Genomic DNA, 23,999 nt, shown 5'->3' with positions numbered 1-23,999 from the left:
GGCCATGCCTGTCGGGTTAGTATGTCCCGGAGGACATGTCCCGAAGGCTCAGTGGCGGTGGAGGATGCCGAGCTTCTCGATGCCGCACAGCTTGGCCACGTCCATCGCCTGCACGACCTTCTCGTGGCGGGTGTTCTGGTCGGCCTTGATGTTGACCGTCGACACCTTGTTGTCCTTGGCGGCGTTGCACAGGCGCATCTGCAGCTCGCGGTCGTCGACGACGACGCGGTCGACCTCGAACCGGCCGTCCTCGCTGATCTCGACCACCATGGCCTTGGCCTCGCTGGCGGGCTCGTTGCTCGAGGCCTTGGGCAGCTTGACCTTGAAGGCGCTGTCGGTGTTGAAGGTCGCGGTCAGCAGGAAGAAGATGAGCAGCTGGAAGGTGACGTCGATGAGCGGCGTCAGGTCGACCAGGTTGCCGCCGCTGCCGGGGCGCTTGCGACCGGCCTTGCCGCGGAAGTTCACGGGGTCACCTCGGCGGGCGCGGGCCGGGGCTCGGCCACCTGCGCGGCGGCAGGGCGGGCCTTGGCGGCGCGCCGACCGTCCTCGAGCAGGTTGACGATCGCCATCGCGTCCTCCTCCATCTCGAGCACCAGCTTGTTGGTGCGGTCGAGCAGCACGCGGTAGAGGAGCAGCATCGGGATCGCCACGGTGAGGCCGTAGGCGGTGGTGATGAGGGCCTGCCAGATGCCCTGGGCGAAGGTGTCAGGGCCGACCGCGCCGGAGGCGTAGGCCTCGACGAAGTTGCGGAACACCTGGATCATGCCGACGACGGTGCCGAGGAGGCCGAGCAGCGGCGAGATGGTGGCGACGGTGCCGACGATCTCGACGTTGCGGTCCATGTGGGCGATCTCGCGGGCGCCCACCTCCTCGACGGCCTCCTTGATGTCGGCGCGGGTGGTGCTGTGCTCGAACGCGCGGAGCGCGGAGGCGATCACGAGGGCGATCGACGAGGCGTTCTCCTCGCACAGCAGCAGCGCCTCGTTGACCTTGCCCTTGGCGACGAGGGCGCGGATGCGGTCGACGAAGGCCCGGGGCAGCACCTTGGACCGCTGGGTCGACCACAGCCGCTCGAAGAAGATGCCGACGCCCACGATCGAGGCGACCAAGATGGCCCACATCAGGGGCCCGCCCTGTTCGAAGAGTTCCTTGAGATCCATCGCGGTGGTTCGCCCGGTCGGAGAGGCCGGCGGTAGGCCCGTGAGTGTTGCCAGGTGCCCGGGCCGAGGCTCGGCGGAGGGCAGGGAAAGCGAGAAGAAGAGCGAGGAAAAAGGTCCGCCGGGAGCGGATTGAAGCGGTGTACTCTCTGCCAGGGGCCTGTCGCAACCTGTCGGTGCCGCCGCCATGGGAGTGCGCTCACGCGAAGGGGCTTGACGAGCCGGGGGCTTCGCTGTTAGACACTCCGCCCACCAAACGACCTGGGGGCGTAGCTCAGCTGGGAGAGCGTCGCGCTGGCAGCGCGAAGGTCAGGGGTTCGATCCCCCTCGCCTCCACCCCGCGGGAACCCAAACCCGCACCACACGAGACCGAGCCGGCACACCGCCTGCTCGGTCTCGGCTTTTGGTCCCTCGTCCGCCGCCCGGCGTCGCGCCTCCTGGCGTCCGCGCCCCGGGTCCCGCGGTCGGGCCTCCCGTCGCGCCCGCCAGGATCGCGTGGCGCCGCGCTCCACGGGCGCGCCGCGGTCCGCGGACGCGTGCGCTGCCCCTGCGAAAAACCCTGCGCCCGGCCTGCAGGCGCGGTGCGAAAGGGGTTTCAGCTTGAACGTCGCGGCGTGCCTGGCACCATGCCGGCGATGACCAAGCGCGCCGCTATCCTGGGTTCGGGCCACTACGTGCCGACGCGGGTCGTGACGAACGACGACCTGGCGAAGTTGATGCCGACCAGCGACGAATGGATCCACCAGCGCACGGGGATCCGCGAGCGCCGCTACATCGAGCGCTCGGGCATCGGCCCCAGCGACCTGGCGCTGCCGGCGGCCAGGATGGCGCTCGAGCAGGCCGGCCGCGAGGTGAAGGACATCGACGCGGTGATCTTCGCGACCCTCAGCCCGGACGTGAACTTCCCCGGGTCGGGCTGCTTCCTCGCTCACAAGCTGGGGATCGCCGGCGTGCCGGCGCTCGACGTGCGCAACCAGTGCTCGGGCTTCCTGTACAGCCTGTCGGTCGCCGACGCGTGGGTCCGCGCCGGCGTCTACAAGAACGTGCTCGTCGCCGGCGCCGAGGTCCACTCGACCGGGATGGAGTTCAACGAGCGCGGCCGCGACGTCGCGGTGCTGTTCGGCGACGGCGCTGGCTGTGTGGTGGTCGGCGAGGCCACGCGCGAAGACCAGGGCATCCACAACATCGAGCTCCACGCCGACGGCGTCGGCGCCCAGGAGCTGTGGGTCGAGGCCCCGGCCAGCATGTTCGTGCCGCGGCTGACCGAGGAGATGTTCGCCGAGGGCCGCCATTACCCGCGCATGAACGGCAAGCAGGTGTTCCGCTGGGCCACCGAGAAGATGCCCGAGGTGGCCCACTCGGTGGTCCGCAAGGCCGGCCTGACGATGGCCGACATCGACATGTTCGTGCCGCACCAGGCCAACATGCGCATCAACCAAATGGTGGCCGCCAAGCTCGGGATCCCCGAGGACCGGGTCGTCCACAACATCGAGCGCTACGGCAACACCACCGCCGCGACCATCCCGATCGGCATCAGCGAGTCGTGGCGCGCCGGCAAGATCGGCCCCGGCTCGCGCGTGCTGATGGCCGCCTTCGGCGCCGGCTTCACCTGGGCCGGGTCCGTGGCTGTCTTCTAGGACATGTCGCAAGGAGCAGCCATGACGCTCGAGATCAGGCCGCTCGCGGCGGACGAGGCCGAGCTGCTGGGGCAGGTCGCCGCCGACGTGTTCGACGACCCGATCGTGCCGGCGCGCGCGCGCGAGTTCCTGGCCGACCGGCACCACCACCTGATGGTCGCGCTCGCCGACGGGGTGGTGGTCGGCATGGTCTCGGCGGTCGATTACCTCCACCCCGACAAGGCCGACCCGGAGCTGTGGATCAACGAGGTCGGCGTGGCCTCGTCGCACCGCGGACAGGGGCTCGGACAGGCGCTGCTGCAGGCGACGCTGGCGCTGGGCCGCGAGCTCGGGTGCGGCGTGGCGTGGGTGGCGACCGACCGCGGCAACACCCCGGCGATGCGGCTGTACGCGGCCGCGGGCGGGGCGGAGGAGCCGCAAGACACGGTGCTGTTCACGTTCCGCCTCGAGTGAGGCGTGCGCGAGGCGGGCGCGGGCGCGTGGAACGCTGTCTCCACGAGCGGCGGCGCCGGTCGCAACGCGCTCCCGAGGTCGCGCGGCCGCTTGCGGGCAGATCGCGCGGGTGATACCAAACTGGCGGAGAACGCGGACGCAGGTCCGCGCAGCGCATGCGCAAGCCGCAAGACGACCTGGTCTTCATCGATGAGCGAGGCGTGGCGCAGCCGCACGGCGATCACGCGGGCACGCAGATGCGGGCCCGCGTGGGCGCGTACCGGCTGATGCCGACGCCGAACCACGTGGTGTTCATGCGCTTCACCGGCCAGGACGGCCGGCGCGACGAGGAAGACGGCGCGATCGTCCGCCTGGCCGGCGAGATCACGCACCCCGGGACGATGTGCGACGTCATCGCCCTGATCGCCCAGGCCAACTGGCGCGGCGAGCTGACGGTCCGCGACGGCGAGCACGTGCGCAGCATCTTCATCGACTCCGGCAACGCGGTGTGCGCCACCAGCGACGTCGACGAGGAGCGGTTCGGCAAGATCATGTACCGCTTCGGCGCGATCGACGAGTTCCAGCTGCGCCACACGCTCGACAAGCAGAAGGAGTCGACCCTGCGCTTCGGCGACATGGCGGTCGAGCTCGGGATCTCGAACCATTCGCAGGTCTATCACTACCTCGGCAAGCAGGCCGAAGAGATCGTGCTGGCGTCGATGCAGGTCGGCGACGGGATGTTCTGCTTCCTCGACGGCTTCGACGACGAGGCGATCCCGTTCCACCACTCGCTCAACCTCAACAACCTGCTGATGGACGGGGTCACGCGCATGGACGAGATGCGCTACTTCCGGCAGCGGGTGCCGAGCGGCGACTACGTGCCCGAGCGCGCCGAGGGCCGCACCGAGCCGCCCAAGGAGTTCCGCGCGATCTACGAGGCGATCGACGGGGTGCTCAGCGTGATCGAGCTCGGCCGCGTGCTCGGCCTCGGCGAGTTCCAGACCACCAAGCAGCTGTTCCAGCTGATCCAGTCGAAGCACGTGGTGATGCAGAAGCCGCGCATGCGCGGCGGGCCGCTCGAGGTGGTCGAGACCGCCAACGCGGTGCTGCAGCAGATCCACCAGGACGCCGACTCGGGCGGCAAGGGCACGATCCTGCGCAACAACCTGGCCAGCTTCGTCGACCCGACCTACGAGCAGCTGTTCTCGCGCGCGGGCCCGGCCGAAAAGGGCGCGTTCGAGGCCCAGCGAGTGGTCGACAACGCCAGGGCGCTGTTCGCCGGGGCCAACATCGAGCGCCAGCTCAAGGAGCTGCTGTACGACTACGTCAGCTTCGCGCTGTTCACCGCCGGCAGCCTGGTGCGCCGCTCGAAGGAGCAGGGCCTGAGCAAGCAGGTCGAGCCGCTGATGAGCCGGCTGCGGCCGATCGGGTGACGGTGACCGCCACGACCGGGACGACGCCGACTCTCCCGCCCTCGGGCTCGGGGATGTTCCGCGGGCTCGGGCTCGTGGCGACCACGGCGCTGGTGGTCGGCAACATGATCGGCTCGGGGATCTACGTGATCCCGTCGAGCCTGGCCGAGACCGCGGGGCCGCTGGGGCTGGTGGCGTGGGCGATCAACGCGGCCGGCTACCTGTGCCTCACGGCGGTGTTCGCCGACCTCGGCGGGGCCTATCCGGTGTCGGGTGGGCTGCAGGCGTTCGCGCGCCGGGCCTTCGGCGACCTTGTCGGGCTCGAGGTCGGGTTCCTGTACTGGCTGTGCGCGGTGATCGGCAACGCGGCGTTCCTCACCGCGTTCGTCGGCTACCTGGCGGTGCTGTGGCCGGCGGCGGGCGATCCGTGGACGGCCTTCGTGGTCAGTCAGGCGCTGCTGTGGGCGCTGACGCTGACGAACGCGATCGGAGTGCGCGCGGGCGGGGCGATCCAGGTGGTCACGGTGATCTGCAAGCTGGCGCCGCTGGTGATCCTCAGCGTGGCGCTGTGGCCGCTGGCCTCGCTCGAGCACGTGCAGCCGTTCGCGCCGAAGGGCTGGGGCTCGCTGCTGCCGGCGGTGTCGCTGGTGTCGTGGCTGTTCGTCGGCATGGAGTCGGTGACGGTGCCGGCCGAGGAGATCCGCGGGGCCGGTCGCACGATCCGCAAGTCGGTCTACATCGGCTTCGCCATGACCTGCGTGGTCTACCTGCTGGTGCTCGGCTCGCTCAGCCTGGCGGTCCCCGCCGAGCTGCTGGCGAAGAGCGCGAGCCCGCTGGCGGACGTGGCGGCGCATCACTTCGGGCCGACGGCGGCGACGCTGGTGACGGTGGGCGCGCTGGTGTCAGTGGCGGGGATCCTGAACGGCTGGGTGCTGGTCACCAGCCGCATGGCCCACGCGACCGCGCGCGACGGGCTGGGGCCGCGCGCGCTGGCGCAGCTGCACCCGCGCTTCGGCACGCCGACGCGCGCGCTGGTGCTCACGGCGGTGCTGTCGGGCGCGCTGGTCGGGCTGTACTTCAGCGGCTCGACGCTCGAGATCTACAACTTCATCGCCCTGCTCTCGACGGCGACCGCGCTGGTGGCGATCGGGGCGGCCTGCGCGGCCCAGCTGAGGCTGCTGCGGCGCGAACCCGATCGCTTCTCGCCGCAGCAACACCGCCGGGCGCCGTGGACCGCCTCGATCGGGCTGGCCGTGGTAGTGCTGATGATCGCCGGCTCGGGCGCGACGATCGTCGCGCTCACCGCGGCCTGCTTGCTGCTGCCGCTGCCGTACTACTTCTTCGCGCTGCGCCGGCGCCCCGCCGGCGCCGCAAAGTGACATGAATCAATGAACATGTGCGGAGGGACAGGTTGAAACGGACAGACCCGAAGGAGGTCACCTCGGCCGAGCTGCTGACGCTGCCGATCCACGAGCGGCTGGTCAAGCTCAACTGGCTCGGTCAGCTGTGGACGGCGCCCGACGGGACGCCGCTGCTGCCGGTCGAGTTTGTCGGCCGCCAGGGCCGCGCGGTCCAGCTGGTCGACGTGCGCGAGGCGGAGGAGCTGACCGGGCCGCTCGGCTACGTGCCAGGCAGCGTGTGGCTGCCGCTGGCGCGCATCCACGAGGCGGCGGGGCGGTGGTCGCCGGGCACGCCGGTGGTGCTGGTGTCGCGCAACGGCGGACCGCGAGCGGCCAGAGCGGCGCAGGAGCTCGAGTGCCTCGGCATGGAGTTCGTCGCGGTGATGGATGGCGGGATCTCGGCGTGGCGCAAGTTCGGGTTCGCGACGATGCGCGACGAGGCGATCCTGCGTCAGCCGACCCTGCCAGCGCCGGCGCCGCTCGAGATCGAGACGGCCCCGGGGCCGCTGGCGCAGGCGCAGATCGAGGCCCACATCGGCGACGCGCAGCGGGTCCGGTGGGTCAAGATGGCGGCGCTGATGCTGCACAGCAAGACGTCGTGCGTCGACGGTCGCGACGACCACGCGGTGGTCGGCACGCCGGGCGGCGACGCGGGCGAGTTCCTGCTGGCGCTGGCGGCGGTCGAGCGCGTGTCGGGCCAGCCGGTCCCGCTCGAGCGGATCGGCGCGCTGCTCGAGGGCTACGTCGAGACGTTCGGCCACTTCTACATCCACTCCGACACGACCGCGGCCAACAACCTGATCGCGGCGATGCGGGCCGATCCTGCACTTTCGGACAGGTTGCCGCCGACCAGCTCGGGGCCGAAGGAGTGGCGGGCGTTCCTCAACAGCCCGCCCGAGGCGCTGCGATCGCAGATGCTGGAGCACGTGATCACGCCCGGCAACCTCGGCTGCGGCCACCTGCGGCTGATGCTGCAGCACCCCGAGCGCTACCTGGTCCGCCGCCCGCTGGTCGAGGCGTTCCTGCGCGCGCTGTTCTCGATGCGCTGGAACGGGATGGTCGAGCTCGACCTGGTGATCCTCGGCGGCGGCCACGAGGAGGGCGCGGTCGTCAATGTCCGCCTCGAGCAAGGCGTGTGGGCGTTCACCCGCGTGCCGCTGATCTCGCCGGCGTGCGGCACGGCGGGGGTGCAGATCTTCGTCAACCACCCGCAGGTGGCCGACTTCATGCGCGAGCAGGTGGCGCGCTACTTCACGACCCACCCGGAGCTGCTGCCGCTCGGGGAGGCGGAGTACGGGATCCTCCGTAAGGACATCCGCCGGCTGGCGGAGATCCAGCAAGCAGCGACGCTGTCAGTGCTTGCGAAGGGTCTGCCGGTATACGACGTGGTGTTCCGCAACCAGCGCGAATTCACGGTCCAGTCGGTGGGCACGATCGGCTGAGGTCAGTCCGATCGGGGTCCATGGGCCAGGGGCCGCGGTTGCGGCAGGATGGGAGCATGCGAGCGAGGCGATGCTCCCGGCGCTCGGGATGATATGTCCGCCGGGACATATCATATGGCCTTCGGGACATGTCGACGCGGACGCTGGAGCGTCGAGCGGGTGACCTTCGAGGGCTCGCCGGCCTGTCCCGATCCGGCCTGGCGGGCCGCCGATGTCCTCCAGGGCATGTCGATACGATCCTGCTCTGCAGGACATGTCGTCAAGAGCATGTCCTGGAGGGCATGTCGATCAGGGCAGGCGGCGCGGGCCGAGGGCGCGGTGCTCGTCGCTACCCCAGCAGGTGATGTTGCCCGACGACTGCAGGGCGCACGAGTGGGCGGCGCCGAGGGCGAGCGCGGCGGCGCCGGTCAGGCCGGGGACAGGGGTCGGGCGCGGGCGCGAGGCGGCGGCGCCGTCAACCTGGCCGTTGCGGCCGGCGCCCCAGCACAGGACCTTGTCACCCTGGACTTTCGCGCAGGTGTGCGAGCCGCCGGCGGCGAGCTCGAGCGGCGCGGAGAGGCCGGCGACGACCACGGGGCTGCGCTGCGCGAAGGTGCCGCTGGTGCCGTCGCCGAGCTGGCCGTCCTGGTTGTGACCCCAGCAGGCCACGCCGCCGGTCTTGCGGCGGGCGCAGGTGTGCTTGCCGCCAGCGACCAGGTCGACGGCGTCGCTGAGGCCGGGGACCGGCTTGGGGGTCGAGCGGCCGGCGTGGAGGCCGTCGCCGAGCTGGCCCTCGGTGTTGCGGCCCCAGCAGAGGACGGTGCCGCTGTCGTTGCGGGCGCAGGTGTGCGCGTCGCCGGCCGCGAGCTGGACGGCGCGGCTGGTCGAAGGGACAGCCAGGGGCCGGGCCGCGCGGTCGGCCTGGGTGCCGAGCTGGCCGTTCTCGCCGAGGCCCCAGCAGACCGCGCCGCCGGCCTTGCGCCGGGCGCACGCGTGCGCGCCACCGGCGACGAGCTCGACCGCGTCGGCGAGCCCCGCGACGGTCACGGGCGTGTTGCTGCGCGCGCCCGGCCGCGCGCCGGCGCCGTCGCCGAGCTGGCCGTCCTCGTTGTTGCCCCAACACAGCACCTGGCCGCCGGGCTTGCGCGCGCAGGTGAAGTTGCCACCGGCTGACACTTCGGACATGCCCGAAAGACCAGGTACGGGCGCGGCCCGGGGCAGGTCGGCGCGGCCGCCGTCGCCGAGCTGGCCGTCGCTGTTCTTGCCCCAACACGCGACCGCACCCGACTTGCGGCGAATACAGCTGTGCTCGCCGTGCGCGGAGATGGCGACGGCCGGGTCCGCTGGTGGAGGGGCCGGCTGCTGCGGCTGGGGGCGCGGCTGAGGCTGCGGCTGCGGGGTCGGCGGAGCCGGGGTGGGTGGGCGCGGCGGAGGCTTGTAGCCACCATCACAGGCGGCGAGGGCGAGAGCGAGGAGCGCGACGCGCGAGCGGAGACGCATGCCCCCGCAGGGTAGATCATCCTCGTGGCACCGCGTCGTCCGGCCGCGTGCCAAAATGACAAACGTAAATATTTGGGAATAGGGCGCAGGGGGGCCTGCGCCCGCGTATGCGTCGGATCGATGTTGGCCCGCGCGTTGCACAAGCAGGGGCATGGCTACCAAGCAGGAGAAAAAAGAGGCGAGCGAGTCGACGGTCGTGGTCGTGGGCGGACACGGTGGGATGTCGAGCCGCTACCGCGAAGTCGCGCAACGCTTCGGTTGGTCGCTCCGCCACTTCGAGCAGCGGATCCCCCCGGGCGTGCGTCACGGAGCCGGCAAGATCGCGCTCGTCGTGGTGATGGTCGGCATGGTCTCGCACGCGCTCCGCGACCAGATCAAGGACCTCGTCACCGACGACACCAAGGTGGTGTATTTGCGCACGGCATCGGTGTCAGCCCTGCGAGCCGCGGTCGAGCAGAACGCTTCGTGAGCGACCGGCGGCCGGCGACGCGTGTCGCTCGAGGTCGCGGTGAAACACGACGTCGATCTTTCGGGTCGATGGCAGATGAAGCGTGGTGTCAGACTTTTGGAGCTTGATCGGTGTGCGGATCGTGCCAGTGATGGCGACGACGGAATGAAGCGCGGGCGGCGATCGGCTCGGAGATGGTGATCCGCCGGTGAGGCCGACGAGCTGAGGCGTGGGCGCGGAGCGCGAGGTGGAATTGACGCGGACGGCCGCCGCGGATGAACTGGCGGGGCATGAGCGAGACCCTGCGGTCGTGGAAGCGCATCGGTTCGCAATTCGGGATCCTCGCCGGGGCGGGGCTGGCCATGGTGGGCGTGGAGCCGTCGCGCGCGGCCCCGGTGTGCGTCATGGAGGGGCAATGCACCTTCACCAAGCCGCTGTTCTTGATCGCGCTCGACTACTCGACGGCGATGAACGCGATGTTCGACGCCGACGAGACGCGCTGGCAGCGAGCGGTCGCGGCGGTGCAAGGGATCGTCGACGGCGACAACGGCTACATCCAGGGCAACACCATGCTGGCGCTGATGCGCTTCGGGCACGACCCCGACGTCGAGCAGACGGGCACGACGATCGTCGGTGATTCGAGCGGGCTGGTCGACGGGCAGAAGCTCGATGTCGGGTTCTATGATCCGCTCGCGCCCGACAAGGATTATTTTCAGTGCAACGGCGTGGCCGTGAAGGAAACGCTGGCCGCAGTGCCGCCGCCGCTCGACGGGGCTCCGAGCGGGATCGGGGCGTGGACGGCGGGGGCGCTGATTCGGGCCGGCTCGCTGTTCGCGGCAGCGGCCGCCGATCATCCAGAGGAGGTCGGGCCGGACGCGCGCAAGCCGGCGCTGATCGTGATCACGCAGGGCGTGTGGAGCGATGGGGAGAACACCCAGGTGCTGCAGCCGCCGGAGGCCGATCCGTCGGCTGTCGCGCTGGCCATGTGGAACGAGGCGGCGATCCCGACCTACGTGCTGTCGGTCGGCGACGCCGCCGGCACGGCGAAGGCCAGCGAGCTGGCGGCGGCCGGCGGCACCGATCATGCGTTCGTCGAGCTGTCGATGCTCAATGACGCGTTGAAGATGATGATCCAGGCGATCATCGGCGGGGTCGTTCAACCGGTCTGCGACCCGAGGCGGCCGCGCGTCATGTTCATCCTCGACGGGTCGTCGTCGATGCTCAACGTGATGGGCGACAGCGTGCACGGGGCGATGGGGCAGACGCGCTGGGACCTGCTGCGCAACGGGGGGATCGAGACAGCCCTGAACCAGGGGACGCTGCCGCTGGCCGGGGGGAGTGTGCCGCTCGACATGTGGACGATCGTCGGCGCGACGGTGTTCGGCGATGATGCGCCGGCCGAGCACGAGCTCGTCGTCGACTACGCGCCATGCCGCGGCGGCGTACTCGCCTGGGCGCTCGACCCGCAGACCTCGTGTGTGGCGCCGGGGTGCGTCGACCCGTGGGGGGGGCCGCCGATCACGTGGACCTTCAAGACCGACGAGATCATGTTCCCCGGGCCGACGACGTCGGTGCAGAGCCATGTGCCGCGCTGCGACGAAGATCCGCAGAAGCCGGACGCGTGCGCCGGTTCGGGGGCGTTCGTGCACCTCGGGCTCGAGCTGGTGCAGGGACACCTGGCCGAGGCCCGCTCGAGCTGCTTGGCCGTGGACGCGGCGCACACCTGCGACGCGCAGACGAAATTTTACAACGTGCTGATCATGGACGGCACGTATGACTCGGTCGACGCGGACGTGCAGGCGTCGCTCGAGCAGATGGTCACCGACGGGGTGCGCACGTACGTGCTCGGGCTCGGCGAGCTGGCCGCGGCGCCGGAGGCGGTCGAGCAGCTGACGATGATGGCGGCGTGGGGCTCGGGCGGCGCGCTCGACTTCTTCCCGGCTGGGGACTCGCAGGTCGAGCTGCAGGCGGCCTTCGCGGCGATCTTCGAGCACATGTTCACCGAGGTGCTGGCGCAGACGATGATCGATCCGTGCTGCGGCGGGCTGCACTGCGGCGGGCTCGACAGCGGCGACGAGGTCGGCGAGCCCGATCCGTTGCCGGATCCCAGCGACTCGGACGCGACCTCCGACGGCGGGGAGCCGACCACCGCCGAGCCCGAGCCGACGACCGGCGCGATGACTTCGGAGGGCGCCACGACGGGCACCTCGACGACGGGCGGGATGACGACGGACGCGGCTACGACCGATGCGACGACGACCGGTGTGACGACGGGGGCGCCGACGGGTGGACAGCCGGGCACGAGCGAGGGGCCGGGCGAGGGCGGTGAAGGGTCGACCACCGCCGGCGAATCCGACAGCGGGGCGCCGGGCGGAGCGGCCAAGGAGGGCTGCGGCTGTGCGGCGGCGGCGGACGGTCCGGAGGCCTCGCTGCTGGGGTTCGGGCTGCTCGGGCTGGCCCGACGACGCCGCCGCGCGGGCTGATCTCGCATGACCTGAAAACGGGTCTCGGGACGCTGCACGCAGCGCGGCAGGGGCTGCGGGACGGACTGGAGGCGCGTCGCTCGCTCAGGGCGGCGGTCGGCCCGGCGCTCGTAGAAACATGCCAAAGGTTTGCTGCGAACGGACATGGGTTGAGAGACATGTCGCCGCTCGCTCGAGCGCTCGCCGGAATTCTGGATGCATTTTCGAATGACATGTCTTGAAGGACGTGTCGCCGGCGTCGTTCGGGCGCTCGCCGGAGCGCTCGAATGAACATGTCTTGAGGGACATGTAGTCGGTCGCTCGAGCGCTCGCCGGCATGTTCGAAGGGACATGTCGGCGGAGGCCCCGCATGGGCTCGTCGTTGGGGCGCCGGGACGTTAGCATGCGGGTTCTCGCGGGCGTGGGCGCCTTGGCTCGCGCGGAGGCGGGCGCGTGCTACCCGGCTGGCCGCGCGCACCGGGCCGCTTGCGAGGCGGCGGGGGCTCGCGTTCGGATTCGCAGCGGAGCGAGGAGCCGGCATGGCACGAAGAGCAGGAGTCGGGGCGCTGGCCGTGGTGGCGGCTTGCGTCGTCAACACGGGCGAGCAGACCACCGAGGCCGACTGGGATCGGCCGGTGACGCCGCCGGGCGACGCCGAGGCCGCCAAGGCGCGGGGCAGTTGTCACTACGAGGCCGGGGCGTTGCCGGCGGAGACGCAGGGCAAATCGTATCCGGGCGGCGACCAGATCCCGATCGATCACATCGTCGTGCTCATGCAGGAGAACCGCTCGTTCGATCACTACTTTCAGATGCTCCCGGTGCGTGGGCAACCGGAGGCCGACGTCGCGCCGGTGGATTTTTCGAACCCCGGGCCTGACGGCGCCCCGGTGGCGATCCACCACCAGAAGCATCCCTGCTTCGGCAACACCAACCACTCGTGGGACGCCGTGCACGAGCAGATCGCCGGCGGCAAGATGGACGGGTTCGTCAGCACCAACGAGGGCAAGGGCGACGAGGTGATCGACGCAACGCTGAAGGGCGAGCGGGCGATGGGTTATTACGACGAGCCCGACCTGCCGTTTTACTACTGGCTGGCCAACGAGTTCGCGCTCGGCGATCGTTACTTCAGCGCGGTGCCGGGGCCGACCTGGCCCAACCGGATGTACCTCTACGCGGGGTCGTCGTACGGGCGCACCGTCAACGTCAACTTCAAGCCCGACGTGACGATCTTCGACCACCTTGTGACGCGCGGCGTCGAGTTCAAGGTGTACTTCAGCGACGAGGGCGGGCTCGGTGATTTTTTGACCGGCATGCTGCCGGACCCGGGGGCGCAGCGGCGGCCGATCGCGCAGTATTTCGCCGACGCGGCGGCGGGCAAGCTGCCGGCGGTGTCGTTCGTCAACGCGACCTTCGACGCGCCGGAGTCGCAGGCGACGTGGGAGCACCCGCCGTCGGTGGCGGGGCTCGGGCAGCTGTTCGTGGCCCAGGTGGTCGTTGCGCTGCTGAAGAGCCCGAACTGGTCGCGCTCGGCGCTGTTCTTCGCGTACGACGAGCACGGCGGGCTGTTCGACCATGTGGCGCCGCCGGCCGCTTGCCCGCCCGACGCCCACGAGCCGGAGCTGCAGCCGCACGACCGGCCGGGCCGGTTCGACCAGCTCGGGCCGCGCGTGCCGTTCATCGTCGTCTCGCCGTACGCGAAGAAGCACCACGTCAGCCACGAGGTCTACGACCACACGTCGATCCTCCGCTTCATCGAGGCCCGCTTCGTCCTGCCGGCGCTGACCGCCCGCGACGCCAACGCGCTGGCGCCGTGGGACATGTTCGACTTCGCGGCGCCGCCGGACGCGACGCCGCCGAAGGTCACGCTGCCGCAGGTCGACGCCGGCGCGGTCGCTCGCTGCGCCAAGCTCTACCCGGAGAAGCCGTGAAAAATAACATGTCATTCAGGACATGGCGAAAGGGACATGCTGCCCGCGATCGCGGCCGCGCGGGTCGGCGCGAATGACATGGCCTTTGGGACATGTCATGGCGGCGGGGCGACCTGGATGCAGTAGAGGCGGGCGGTGCTGTTGCAGGAGATCGTGCCGTCGTCGGTCCACAGCACGCCGTTCTCGCTGATCGTGCCCTTGCGGCCGTCGCCCTCGCCCCGCTCCCAGTCGCCGCACATTTGGGTCGTCACCGACTTGAGGCCGTCGGCCTGGGTGCCGGTCCAGGCCTCCAGGCTGTCGTTCACCATCTGGCCGTTCTCGTTGACGTCGATGGGCACCATCATCGGCGACGTGATGTCGAGGAAGTCCGCCGTGCCGACCGCGAGCGTCTGGCCGTCGACGCGTACGTACGGGTCGTCCGTCACGCCGATCCGCGACTTCGCGTCGACCTCGCTGGTGCTGAGCCAGGCGACGAACTTGCGGCCGGCCAGCGCCGCATTGCTGCCGGCCGCGAGCACGCACTTGTCGTCGGCGCCGGACAGGCCGCCGACCAGGCTGCCCTGGTACAGGCTGCTGGTGACGAACACATAGCGCTGCTTGAAGGTGCAGTCGTCGTCGCAGAGGCCGCCGTCGCACTCCTCGCCGCAGTCGTGGCACACGATCTTGTCGCCGCACGTGGCCGGGGTGCACTCCGGGGTGCACGGGGCGTCGGTGGCGTTGTCGGGGCCGTCGTCGCACAGCTCGCGCTTGGCGTGGACGAAGCCGTCGCCGCAGCTGGCCAGCTGGCAGTTGTTGAGGCAGTCGTCGGTCTCTTCGGCGTTGCCGTCGTCGCACAGCTCGCCGTTGTCGACGTTGCCGTCGCCGCAGATGGGCGAGGGCTGCGTGGTGCCGGGGCCCGGCTCGGTCGACGTCGGCTCGGAGGTCGCCTCGGTCATCGACGGCAGCGTGGTCGGCGGGGTGGTGTTGCCGGGCGAGGTCGTCGAGGTCGAGGTCGCGTCGGTGAGGGTCTCGCTGTCGCCGCTGGTGCCGGGGCCGGTCGAGCCGGTCGTGAGGGCGCCGGTCGGGTTGAAGCAGGCGGGGAGCAGGAGCAGGGCGACGCCGAGCCGCAGGGCAGGAGGGAGCACGGGCCGAGTTTAGGGGCTCGTCGCCTGCCTGCCCAGCGCGGCGCAGGCACGCGGCCGCGCGATTTCTCGCGGGCGCGCCCGCGCTCAGCCGACCGGGCTGCAGTTCTTGATCTGGATGGCGTCGCTGTTGTTGTTCTCGAAGCACTCGAGGGCGAACTCGCCGCCCTGGCCGTCGTCGTCGACGACCACGGTGACGGTGCCGTCGACGGTGTCGTCGATGGTGCACGAGACGTCGCGGCACTCCTCGACCGGGACGGGCTCGGACGTGTACGCGACGCACAGGACCATGCCGTCGGCCGGGTCGCCGAGGTAGAAGGTCGCGGGCAGGTTGGCGCCGACGGCCTTCTTGCCGCGGTTGCAGACGGTGCTCGTCAGGACCACCTTGCCGTCCTTGCCCATGCAGCTCTGGTCGCCGAGCTTGCCGGTGATGTCGGGCAAGGCGGCCGGCGGCGTGTCACCCTGGCGGTTCTGGCGGTAGTTGTTGAGGTCGGGCTGGGTGAAGTTCGGCTGCCACTGCGAGATCGCAGGGATGCCGCCGTCGTCGTCGACGTTGGTGACCGAGTAGGCGTGCTGGTTCCACAGCGGACGCGACGAGGCCCAGCGGTCGAGCCTGTCCCGAAGGACACGTAGGCCGGTGAGGCCGACGCCCGGCGGGTGGACGGCGCGGCACACGTTGCCGGCGCCCGGGGTGCCGGCCAGCGGCTCGGTGCAGGCGTGGCCGCTGACGCACTGGGTGTCGTCGCTGCAGCGGCAGAAGCCGGCGTCGCAGATGAACGGCGCGCCGCACTCCTCGCCGGTCTCGCAGCGCAGGCCGCGGTGGATCGGGTCGATGTCGGGGCAGACCACGCTGCAGTTGTCGTTCGAGCCGACCAGGATCTCGGTGTTCTGGTCGTAGTCGGGGTCGCCGACCACGGGGTTTTCGTACCAGGTGCACGAGGTGCGGAAGGTCGAGTAGAGGACCTCGCCGGTGGCGCCGGCGTAGACGCGGAGGAAGCACTCGTCGGCGTAGACGGCCTCGGCGGCGCCGTCGCCCTCGAAGTCGAAGATCGACGAGCCGGTGTTCTGCGACGACAGGTCCTGCGACGCCTGCGACCAGCGGATCCACGGCGCGACGCAGCCGGGGGCGAGGCCGTCCTTGCAGTCGAGGTCGTAGATGCTGAAGGCCTTGCCGCCGGCGCTGGCGATCTCGGGGAAGCCGTCGGCGTCGAAGTCACCGATGGTCGGCGGGCCGCCGCTGCCGAGGTCCGTGACCGCGCTGAAGATCAGCTGGCCCTCGAGGGTGTAGAGCTCGACCAGGCCGCCGGTGACGCTGACGATCTCGGCGCGGCCGTCGAGCGCGGCGGCGTTGAAGCTGGCCGGGTCGGCGCCGGGGGTGCCGAAGTCGGCGAAGCCGTAGTGGGCGCCGCCGTCGGGGTCGCCGGGCCAGGCCATGTCCCAGGTGTTGGTGCCGACGTTCCAGCGCCACACGCCGGCGCCGATCAGCTCGGCCGCGCCGTCCTGGTCGAGGTCGCCGATGACCGAGAAGCGGCCCGCGCCGGCGCCGGGCACGACCTGGCCGGGGTTGAGGCGCGTGCCGCTGGCGCCGTCGTAGACCTCGCTGCCGGTGATGACCTCGGCGACGCCGTCGTCGTCGAGGTCGTGCAGCGAGGGGCCGTCCCAGCGGGTGACCATGCTGAAGTCGGTGCCGGCGGCGACCCACTTGGTGACGTACTTCTTGGTGGCGACGTCCCAGCCGAAGGCGATCGTGCCGGACACGGCGCGGTGGGTGACGATCTCGGCCAGGCCGTCGCCGTCGATGTCGCCGATCGCCGGCGGGCTGGCGGCGATGATGCGGTTGGCGGGGTCGTCGATCGACTCGATCAGCGCGCAGGTGGTGCCGTCGAGGATGCGGATGACGCCGTAGTAGTTGGGGTCGGAGCCCCAGCCGGACGGCTCGCCGCCGTCGGTGTAGTTGTAAGTGACGATGACGATCTCGGCCTGCGGGAACTCGACGTTGCTGCCGTGCGGGAGGTCGAAGATGAGCGGGGTGGTGAGCACCGACTTGTGGCCGGGGTAAGGATCGCCGTCGGGCGGGGCGGCCCACTCGCACTGCACGGCCGGCTCGAACAGGCCGATGGTGACGTCGCCGACGCACTCGTCGTTGCTCCACTGGTTCGGATCGAAGCCGTACGGGATACAGACGGCGGGGCTCTCGCCGACGGGGAGGCAGCCGTCGGCGCAGCAGTAGGTGTCGCCGCTGCAGTCGTCGTCGGTCTGACACTCGCCGTCGGTCGGGGCACACTCGCCGCCGGCGCACACGAGGCCGGGCTTGCACTCCGCGCTGACGCCACACGGCTCGCCGGCCTCGCCGCTGCCCTGACCGCCGGTGGTGGTGCCGGTGGTGGTCGGGTCGGTGGTGGTCGGGGCGGTGGTGGCGGTCGAGCCGTCGCTGGTGCTGGTCGGCTCGGTCAGGTTCGGCGTCGAGGTCGCGAGCGTGGCGGTGCCGTCGTCGGCCGGGCGCCCGTCGTCGCCGCAACCGGCGAGCGCGAGGACGAGCGTGCAAGGCAAGGCATAGGCGCGGGTCATCGGGCGACCTTCGCCTGGCCGCGCGCGAGCGTCAAGCGCAGGCCGGGTCACGAGATGTCCGAAGAGACAGGTGGTGAGGGGTGCTGCGAAATCGCGGACGCACCGTCATCTGCGCGTCGCGAAGCGCGCCGAAGATGGTGCGGCGCGAGCGGCGGCCAGGGCGGTGCGCTATCGTGCGCGGACGATGACGCCCGCCGGCAAGCTCGCGCTGCTCGCATCGCTGTATCTGGCGCAGGGGATGCCGTACGGGTTCTTCTCGCAGTTCCTGCCGGCGATGCTGCGCGAGCAGGGCGTGTCGCTCGAGGGCGTGGGGCTGGCGTCGCTGCTGGCGCTGCCGTGGGCGCTGAAGTTCGCGTGGGCGCCGCTGGTCGACCGCCACGGGCTCGATCGCTTCGGTCGCCGGCGCAGCTGGATCGTGCCGCTGCAGCTGCTCACGGTGATCACGCTGCTGGTGCTGGCGACGGTCGAGCCGACGGTCGACCTGCAGGCGATGCTGGTCGGGGTGCTGATCCTCAACTTCCTGGCGTCGACGCAGGACATCGCGACCGACGGGCTGGCGGTGACGATCCTGGCGCCGCAGGAGCGCGGGCTCGGCAACGGGGTGCAGGTCGCGGCGTATCGCCTGGGGATGATCCTGTGCGGTGGGGTGCTGCTGATCCTGTATCCGTGGCTCGGCTGGGCCCGCGTGTGCCAGTGCATGGCCGGGGCGATCGCGCTCACGACGCTGCCGATCGCGGCGTTCCGCGGCGAGCCGGCGCCGGAGCAGGCGGAGCGCCCGGGGCTGGCCGCGTTCACCGAGTTCTTCCGCCGGCCGGGGGTCGGCTCGTGGCTGGCCGCGATCGCGGCGTTCAAGCTCGGCGAGGCGTTCGGGGTCGGGATGCTGCGGCCGTTCTTCATCGACCTCGGCCTCGGCCTGGCCGACATCGGCTGGCTGACGGGCACGGCGGGGTTCTTGGCCGGGCTGGTCGGGGCGATGGTCGGCGGGGCATTCGTGACCCGCTACGGCCGCTACCGCTGCCTGTTCGTGTTCGCGGCGGTGCAGGCGCTGGCGGTCGCGTCGTACGCGATCGCGGCCGCGGGGGCGCGCGAGGGCTGGATGCTGTACGCGCTCTGCATGTTCGAGCACTTCTCGGGCGGGATGGCGACGGCGGCGCTGTTCACGATGATGATGGACGCGTCACGCCCACGCACCGCCGGCACCGACTACACGATCCAGGCCAGCGTGGTGGTGCTGGCGACCGGGATCGGGGCTGCGCTTTCAGGCTTCTCGGCGGCCAAGTTCGGCTACGGGGCGCACTTCTTGCTGGCGGCGGTGCTGTGCGCGCTCGGGGTGCTGCCGGCGGTGCTGCACTACGAGAAGGTCCGCCGCGGCGCGACCGAGCTGGCGAACGTGCCGTGAGCGGAGCGGGCAGGTCCGGCGCTGCGAAGGGACAGCGAGAGGGCGAGGCGACGGCTGTCCTTGCGGACAGGTGAGAGCGAAGCTCGGGGGGACTCGCTCGGGCTGGCTGGTCTGTCGGGCCCCGTTCGGCGAGCTCGAGGATCCTGGTGCTTCGGACATGCCCTTTAAAGCATGTCCAAAGCGACAGGTCGCATAGGACATGCTCTACGGGGCAGGCGGCTGCGCGGGCTTTTTGCTCGCCTCGGCGGGCTTGGCGGGCTTGATGGCGGGGTCGGTCGCTTGCGCGGGCTTGCTCGGCTCGGGCGGCTTGGCGGCGGGGTCGGTCGCTTGCGCGGGCTTGCTCGGCTCGGGCGGCTTGGCGGCGGGGTCCGTCGCTTGCGCGGGCTTGTTGCTTGGGGCGGGGTCGGTCCCTTGGGCGGGCTTGGTGGCCGGCTGGGTGGGCTTGGTGGCCGGCTGGGCGGGCTTGACCGACTTCGCGGGCTTGCCGGGGGCGGGCAGGACGGCGTCGATCACGTGGAGCACGCCGTTGGTGGCCGGAATGTCGGCGCGCGCCAGCGCGGGCAGCAGCGGCAGCGGGACGCCGGCGAGGGTCGTGAGCGTGGGCGGCGGGAGCTCGGCGGGCGGCTCGGCGGCGGCAGGCTCGGCGGCGGCAGGCTCGGCGGGGCTGCCGACCGCCGACGGGTAGGCCTTGCCGGGCAGCGGCGGGCCGGCGACGACGTGGTGCTGCAGCAGCGCGGCGAGCTTCTTCTTGTTCTTGAGCAGGCGGTCGAGCTCGCCCTTGGGCAGGGCGGCGAACGCCTTGTCGCTGGGGGCGAAGATCGTGAAGGGGCCGGGGCCCTGCAAGGCGTCGCGCAGGCCGGCGACGTCGACCGCGGACAGGAAGGTGGTGAGGCCGCCGGTCTCGCTGGCGGTGGCGAGGAGGTCGAGCGTGGGCGCGGGCGGGGCCTCGGGCTCCGGCGGGGCTTCGGGCTCGGGCTCGGGGGCGATCTCGGCGGCCACGGCGGGCGGCTCGGGCGGCGGTGCGTCGACCGGCGGGGCACTCTCGCCGCCGCGGGTGCAGGCCAGAGCGAGCGCGAGGGACAGGACAGGGGCGAAGCGGCGTGGCGACATCGGCGAGGCGGTTTTGACGCGCCGGGCCGGCGTTGTCAAAGGGCGCCGGGGGTTGCGATGGGGAGGCGCTCGCAGCCGCCGAATTCACGCGCAGAGCCCGGGCCGCGCAGCGGGTCTCCCACGAAGGTAGCGACAGCGGGAGGGTGACGAAGGTGGGGCGTGGGCGTCTGCTGTCGCGGCGCTCGCGCTCTGACGGCTCGGCGGCGATCGATGCGGTGACAGGGGGCGGCGAGCTTGTCGTAGCAGTGGACATGTCCCATGGGTAATGTTCTTAGAGACATGTCCTTCGGGGCATGTCCGAAGGGGCTGCCGCGGCGGTCAGTCGGCGGCGGCGGCGTCGAGCGGGCAGAGCCGCTGGATCAGCTCGTGGAGGCGATCCTTGGCGGTCGGGGCGACGTGGCCGCCGCGGGCAGTCAGGGGCTCGCGCATGGCCTCGGCCGCGATCCCGCCGACCATCCACGGGGTCGAGCCGCAGGCGGCGGCGTAGCCGTCGAGGAGGGCGTGGAGGCGCTCGGGAGGGGGGACGACGGTGGCGGACAGGCCGACGATGTCGGGGCGCAGCTCGTCGATCATGTGGCGCACGGCCTCGGGCGGGGTGCGGGCCCCGAGCACGATCGACTTGACGCCCCAGGTGGCCAGGCGCAGGCCGACGCCGTAGAGCGGGCCGGTGTGCTCCTCGTCGGCGAAGCAGGCCAGCACGACCTGCCGGCGCGCGCGCTCGGGCTGCACGAGGCGCAGCAGGAAGCGCATGGTGTTGCCGAGGATCTCGGCGGCCAGGTGTTCCTGGGCGACGCTGACGGTGCCCTGGGCCCAGCGCTCGCCGAGCTGCACGAGGGCGGGGCTGAACACCCGCTCGAACAGGGTAACGGCCGGGCCGAGGAACAGCGAGCTCTTGACGGCGGCCTCGATGCGGTCGGGGTCGAAGTGGTCGACGGCCTCGAGGATCCGCTGGACGGCGAGCTCGTCGTTGTCGGCCTCGACGCGGGCGGCCACGGCGCTCTCGTCGTCGGTGGCGAGCACGCTGCGTGCGGCTTCGGACGGCGCCATGCCCGCCTCGCACAGCTCGCGCACGCGGCGGATCCGCTCGACGTCACGGTCGCTGTAGAGGCGGTAGGCCGACGACGAGCGCCGGGGGGCGGGCAGGCCGTAGCGACGCTCCCAGGCGCGCAGGGTGGCCGCCGACACGCCGGTCATCTCGGCCACCGATTGGATGCGGTATCGTCCGGTACTCACGGGGGTCGCGGGTCGACGGAGAGGGTTCAGGGCTTGCGAAAGGTTGCGAGCAACTCTCCGCAAAGCTTGTATACTGCGATCCAGGCCGCTCTGCAACCGCTTGCGGCGCCATCCCCGGCTGGAGACTCGACCCCGCATGCTGGCACAAAGCTTGATCACGAGCATCCTGGCGCTCCTCGCCACCGCCGCGCCGGCCGAGGCCGAGGGCGGACTGTCGATCCGGATGAGCGGGTTCCGCAGCGACGCCGGTCAGGTGCTGGTGGCGGTGTATCGCGGCCCTGACGGCTTCCCGAGCGACCCGGGCAAGGCGTGGCAGACGGCGGTGGCGAAGGTGGCGAACGGAAAGGCGCAGGTCGACCTGGCGGCGCCGGTCGGCGAGTACGCGTTCGCCGTGGTCCACGACGAGAACGGCAACAACGCGATGGACACGACGTGGGTGGGGATCCCGAAGGAAGGGTTCGCCGCCTCGAACAACGCGAAGGGCCGGTTCGGGCCGCCGAAGTACCGCGACGCGAAATTCAGCGTGGCGGCCGGCGGGACGGTCCAGCGCGTGACGATCCAGTATCTCTGAGTCTCTCTTGCCGCGCGGGTCGCCGGTGAGGTCGTGCGCGCGCGGGAGCGGTTTGGAACAGGACCGGTTCGCGCGGGATCAGCGGGGCGCGTAGACGTGCAGCGTCGGGGCGAGGCCTTCGCTGACGGTGTAGTAGCCGCGGCCGTCGCTGGCGAAGGTGAGCGCCTCGCCCTGGCGCTCGAGCGCGAGCGGGAGGTGGCAGTCGGGGCCGCGGAAGGCCTCGGCGAGCGGGCGTGAGGGGTCGCGGCGCCAGGCGCGGGCGGCCAGGTAGGAGCGGAGGGCCACCAGCGTGCCGTCGCGGCTGACGGCGCCGCCGGTGACGAGGCCGAGCACGTCGGACTCGCCGGCCGCGACGAGCTCGCCGGAGCTCAGCGGGGCGGCGGCGCAGAACACGGCCGAGCCGCCGCGGCGCTTGGTGACGATGCAAAGGTCGCCGCGCACGGGGTCGACGAGCAAGGTCTCGGCGTTGTGAGCCTGGCCGCCCGGGTAGGTGAAGACCAGGCGCTCGACGCCGGACAGGCGGTGCTCGGCGGGCGCGGCGGCGAGGTCGACGGTCGGCTCGGCGACCCGGTAGACGACCACGTGCGCGCGCTTGCGCTGGTTGTCGCCGATGTCGCCGACGTAGAGCGCGTCGCGGCCGTCCTTGCCTGGCCCGAGGGCCATGTCCTCCCAGTCATGGACCGCGGCGCCGCCCAGCCGCCAGCGGCCGAGGTAGCGCGCGCCGTCGCGGGCGAACGCGTAGACGAGCGGGCCGCCGGCGTCGGAGTCGTTGTGGGTCCACAGCACGCCCGGGTTCTGACGGCTGGCGGCCAGGCCCGAGGCCTCGACGATCTCCGGCGGGGCGAGCGAGCCGGGGCTGGCGGCGACGGCGAACTCGGGGCACTCGACGGCCGGGGGGACGGGGGCGAGCGCGGGCGGGGGCGGGCCGGGGCTGTCGGAAGGGACAGGGCTCGAGGAACATGCTCCAAAGGCCAGGAGCGTGGCGAGCCGAGCGGCGGCGATCGAGGCCGCGGACCCGGTGGGAGCTGGGCTGCCCGGCGGGACAGTTGCTCGAAGGCGGGTCGCGGCGGGGGCTGGGCTGCCCGGCGGGACAGGTGCGCGAGGACAGGCCGCGGCGGGGGCTGGGCTGCCCGGCGGGACAGGTGCGCGAGGACAGGCTCCGGGGGACATGTGCTTCAGGACAGGGTCCCGAGGGCAGGTTCCGGGGGACATGTGCTTCAGGACAGGCCGGGGGCGGCCCGCGGGCTCATGTCTGCGGGCCCGAGGTCCGGTTCAAGGTGCGGAGGATCTCCTCGATGCGGACCACGAACTCGTTGGCGCTCTGGGGCCGCAGGCCGGGGTCCGTGTGGAGGCAGTCGTCGACCAGCTCGCTGAGGCGGCGCGGCATGCCGGGCAGCTTGCTGGCGAGCGAGGGTGCGGGGCGGGCGACCTTGGCCTTCATCAGCGCCTGCGGGTTGCCGGAGAACGGGGTCTCGCCGACGAGGGCCTCGAACAGCATCACGCCCATGGCGTAGATGTCGAACAGCGGGCTGGCGGGCTTGCCCAGCACCTGCTCGGGGGCCATGTACTCGGGCGTGGCCACGAAGGCGCCGGGGTTCTGCTTGCGCGCCTCGGCCTCGGCCCAGGCGGCGATGCCGAAGTCGAGCACCTGCACGGCCTCGCCGTCGCCGTCGGGCAGCGGCACGAGCATGACGTTCTCGGCCTTGAGGTCGCGGTGGACCTGGCCGGCGTTGTGGGCGGCGCGCACGGCCCGGGCGACGTCGCGGAGGATCCGCGCGGCCCGCAGGACCGGCAGGTAGCGCCGCTCGGCGACGGCCTCGAACAGGCTGCTGCCGACCAGCAGCTCGGTGACCAGGAACAGCCGGCCGTCGGCCAGCCGGCCGCCGTCGAACACCTGCGCGATGTTGGGGTGCGAGGTGTCGCTGGCGGCGCGGGCCATGCGGCGGAAGCGGTCGACGTCCTCGTCGCCGCGCACGAGGCTCTTCCACTGCGGGCTGAGCACCCGCACGGCGCAGCGGCTGCCCATCTGGATGTGCTCGCCGCGGTACAGATCGCCGAAGTTGGCGGGGCCGATGAACTCGAGCACGCGGAAGTAGGTCGCGACGAGGGTGCCCGCTTCGAGGGTGTCCTCTTCGTCCTGCGCCAGGCTCTGCACCTGCGTCCAGGCTACCACGGGGCTCGCCGCGGGCGGGAGAACTCG

General features: G+C 71.5%; 19 protein-coding genes and 1 tRNA gene. 11 read left to right on the top strand and 9 right to left on the bottom strand.

The features are described from left to right. Positions 1-48: 48 nt before the first annotated feature. Positions 49-465 carry an ExbD/TolR family protein gene (locus tag POL25_RS12355; protein WP_272086174.1) on the bottom strand — a complete coding sequence of 139 codons (417 nt, stop codon included), beginning with the start codon at positions 463-465 and terminating at the stop codon, positions 49-51. Next, positions 462-1,160, bottom strand: a complete 699-nt coding sequence (locus tag POL25_RS12350) for a MotA/TolQ/ExbB proton channel family protein (protein ID WP_272086173.1) — start codon at positions 1,158-1,160, stop codon at positions 462-464. The genes POL25_RS12355 and POL25_RS12350 overlap by 4 nt, the downstream gene beginning before the upstream one ends. Before the next feature lie 260 nt (positions 1,161-1,420). Between POL25_RS12350 and POL25_RS12345 the strand changes: the two genes are divergently transcribed. The 6 genes from POL25_RS12345 (at position 1,421) to POL25_RS12320 (ending at position 7,480) form a co-directional block, all read left to right on the top strand. Continuing rightward, positions 1,421-1,493 (top strand) — tRNA-Ala (locus POL25_RS12345). A gap of 299 nt (positions 1,494-1,792) precedes the next feature. Next, entirely contained in the window at positions 1,793-2,794 is a 1,002-nt protein-coding gene (locus tag POL25_RS12340; protein ID WP_272086172.1) for a 3-oxoacyl-ACP synthase III family protein, read from the top strand. A 21-nt stretch (positions 2,795-2,815) separates the two neighbouring features. Beyond that, positions 2,816-3,247, top strand: a complete 432-nt coding sequence (locus tag POL25_RS12335) for a GNAT family N-acetyltransferase (protein ID WP_272086171.1) — start codon at positions 2,816-2,818, stop codon at positions 3,245-3,247. Positions 3,248-3,402: 155 nt separating this feature from the next. Next, a complete protein-coding gene (locus POL25_RS12330) occupies positions 3,403-4,659 on the top strand; it encodes a DUF4388 domain-containing protein (RefSeq protein ID WP_272086170.1) in 1,257 nt (418 codons plus the stop codon). A gap of 2 nt (positions 4,660-4,661) precedes the next feature. Further along, positions 4,662-6,017, top strand: coding sequence for an APC family permease (locus POL25_RS12325; protein ID WP_272086169.1), 1,356 nt, complete (start codon positions 4,662-4,664; stop codon positions 6,015-6,017). Between the two features lie 32 nt (positions 6,018-6,049). Continuing rightward, positions 6,050-7,480, top strand: a complete 1,431-nt coding sequence (locus tag POL25_RS12320) for a rhodanese-like domain-containing protein (RefSeq protein ID WP_272086168.1) — start codon at positions 6,050-6,052, stop codon at positions 7,478-7,480. Positions 7,481-7,768: 288 nt separating this feature from the next. Here POL25_RS12320 and POL25_RS12315 read toward each other — a convergent pair whose 3' ends face one another. Beyond that, positions 7,769-8,959 (bottom strand): RCC1 domain-containing protein, encoded by a 1,191-nt coding sequence (locus POL25_RS12315; RefSeq protein WP_272086167.1) that lies wholly within the window; start codon positions 8,957-8,959, stop codon positions 7,769-7,771. A 151-nt stretch (positions 8,960-9,110) separates the two neighbouring features. On the opposite strand from POL25_RS12315, the gene POL25_RS12310 reads away from it, so the two are divergent. The 3 genes from POL25_RS12310 (at position 9,111) to POL25_RS12300 (ending at position 13,797) form a co-directional block, all read left to right on the top strand. Continuing rightward, positions 9,111-9,428: a DUF2325 domain-containing protein gene (locus POL25_RS12310; protein WP_272086166.1), complete on the top strand. Its 318-nt coding sequence runs from the start codon at positions 9,111-9,113 to the stop codon at positions 9,426-9,428. 269 nt (positions 9,429-9,697) lie between these two features. Continuing rightward, entirely contained in the window at positions 9,698-11,890 is a 2,193-nt protein-coding gene (locus POL25_RS12305; RefSeq protein ID WP_272086165.1) for an MYXO-CTERM sorting domain-containing protein, read from the top strand. A gap of 518 nt (positions 11,891-12,408) precedes the next feature. Then, complete coding sequence (locus POL25_RS12300) at positions 12,409-13,797, top strand: phospholipase C (RefSeq protein WP_272086164.1); 1,389 nt, start codon at positions 12,409-12,411, stop codon at positions 13,795-13,797. Between the two features lie 95 nt (positions 13,798-13,892). Here the strand turns inward: POL25_RS12300 and POL25_RS12295 are convergent, their stop codons facing one another. Further along, on the bottom strand, positions 13,893-14,921 hold the full coding sequence (locus POL25_RS12295) for a DUF4215 domain-containing protein (RefSeq protein WP_272086163.1): 1,029 nt from the start codon (positions 14,919-14,921) through the stop codon (positions 13,893-13,895). Positions 14,922-15,005: 84 nt separating this feature from the next. Further along, positions 15,006-17,486, bottom strand: coding sequence for an FG-GAP repeat domain-containing protein (locus POL25_RS12290; RefSeq protein WP_272086162.1), 2,481 nt, complete (start codon positions 17,484-17,486; stop codon positions 15,006-15,008). A gap of 184 nt (positions 17,487-17,670) precedes the next feature. On the opposite strand from POL25_RS12290, the gene POL25_RS12285 reads away from it, so the two are divergent. Continuing rightward, on the top strand, positions 17,671-18,885 hold the full coding sequence (locus POL25_RS12285) for an MFS transporter (RefSeq protein WP_272086161.1): 1,215 nt from the start codon (positions 17,671-17,673) through the stop codon (positions 18,883-18,885). 204 nt (positions 18,886-19,089) lie between these two features. Here the strand turns inward: POL25_RS12285 and POL25_RS12280 are convergent, their stop codons facing one another. Together POL25_RS12280 and POL25_RS12275 are read right to left on the bottom strand one after the other, a co-directional pair. Further along, positions 19,090-19,995 (bottom strand): fasciclin domain-containing protein, encoded by a 906-nt coding sequence (locus POL25_RS12280; RefSeq protein ID WP_272086160.1) that lies wholly within the window; start codon positions 19,993-19,995, stop codon positions 19,090-19,092. Positions 19,996-20,313: 318 nt separating this feature from the next. Then, a complete protein-coding gene (locus tag POL25_RS12275; RefSeq protein ID WP_272086159.1) occupies positions 20,314-21,228 on the bottom strand; it encodes a MerR family transcriptional regulator in 915 nt (304 codons plus the stop codon). A 136-nt stretch (positions 21,229-21,364) separates the two neighbouring features. Here POL25_RS12275 and POL25_RS12270 point away from each other — a divergent pair, with 136 nt between their 5' ends. Beyond that, positions 21,365-21,799, top strand: coding sequence for a DUF2141 domain-containing protein (locus POL25_RS12270; RefSeq protein ID WP_272086158.1), 435 nt, complete (start codon positions 21,365-21,367; stop codon positions 21,797-21,799). 78 nt (positions 21,800-21,877) lie between these two features. On the opposite strand, the gene POL25_RS12265 is transcribed toward POL25_RS12270, so the two are convergent. Beyond that, positions 21,878-22,969 (bottom strand): hypothetical protein, encoded by a 1,092-nt coding sequence (locus POL25_RS12265; RefSeq protein WP_272086157.1) that lies wholly within the window; start codon positions 22,967-22,969, stop codon positions 21,878-21,880. A 76-nt stretch (positions 22,970-23,045) separates the two neighbouring features. Continuing rightward, positions 23,046-23,972: a serine/threonine-protein kinase gene (locus tag POL25_RS12260; protein WP_272086156.1), complete on the bottom strand. Its 927-nt coding sequence runs from the start codon at positions 23,970-23,972 to the stop codon at positions 23,046-23,048. Between the last annotated feature and the right edge of the window lie 27 nt (positions 23,973-23,999).

The organism is Nannocystis bainbridge (genome assembly GCF_028368995.1).
GTDB classification, from domain to species: Bacteria; Myxococcota_A; Polyangia; order Nannocystales; family Nannocystaceae; genus Nannocystis; species Nannocystis bainbridge.
Note: the sequence above shows the minus strand (reverse complement) of the source record. Positions and strands in the feature narration are given on the sequence as shown.

Coding starts and splice junctions, on each gene's coding strand:
- POL25_RS12350 (WP_272086173.1), bottom strand. CDS start 1,160: ATGGATCTCAAGGAACTCTTCGAACAGGGCGGGCCCCTGATGTGGGCC.
- POL25_RS12340 (WP_272086172.1), top strand. CDS start 1,793: ATGACCAAGCGCGCCGCTATCCTGGGTTCGGGCCACTACGTGCCGACG.
- POL25_RS12335 (WP_272086171.1), top strand. CDS start 2,816: ATGACGCTCGAGATCAGGCCGCTCGCGGCGGACGAGGCCGAGCTGCTG.
- POL25_RS12330 (WP_272086170.1), top strand. CDS start 3,403: ATGCGCAAGCCGCAAGACGACCTGGTCTTCATCGATGAGCGAGGCGTG.
- POL25_RS12315 (WP_272086167.1), bottom strand. CDS start 8,959: ATGCGTCTCCGCTCGCGCGTCGCGCTCCTCGCTCTCGCCCTCGCCGCC.
- POL25_RS12310 (WP_272086166.1), top strand. CDS start 9,111: ATGGCTACCAAGCAGGAGAAAAAAGAGGCGAGCGAGTCGACGGTCGTG.
- POL25_RS12305 (WP_272086165.1), top strand. CDS start 9,698: ATGAGCGAGACCCTGCGGTCGTGGAAGCGCATCGGTTCGCAATTCGGG.
- POL25_RS12300 (WP_272086164.1), top strand. CDS start 12,409: ATGGCACGAAGAGCAGGAGTCGGGGCGCTGGCCGTGGTGGCGGCTTGC.
- POL25_RS12290 (WP_272086162.1), bottom strand. CDS start 17,486: ATGACCCGCGCCTATGCCTTGCCTTGCACGCTCGTCCTCGCGCTCGCC.
- POL25_RS12285 (WP_272086161.1), top strand. CDS start 17,671: ATGACGCCCGCCGGCAAGCTCGCGCTGCTCGCATCGCTGTATCTGGCG.
- POL25_RS12280 (WP_272086160.1), bottom strand. CDS start 19,995: ATGTCGCCACGCCGCTTCGCCCCTGTCCTGTCCCTCGCGCTCGCTCTG.
- POL25_RS12270 (WP_272086158.1), top strand. CDS start 21,365: ATGCTGGCACAAAGCTTGATCACGAGCATCCTGGCGCTCCTCGCCACC.
- POL25_RS12265 (WP_272086157.1), bottom strand. CDS start 22,969: ATGTCCCCCGGAGCCTGTCCTCGCGCACCTGTCCCGCCGGGCAGCCCA.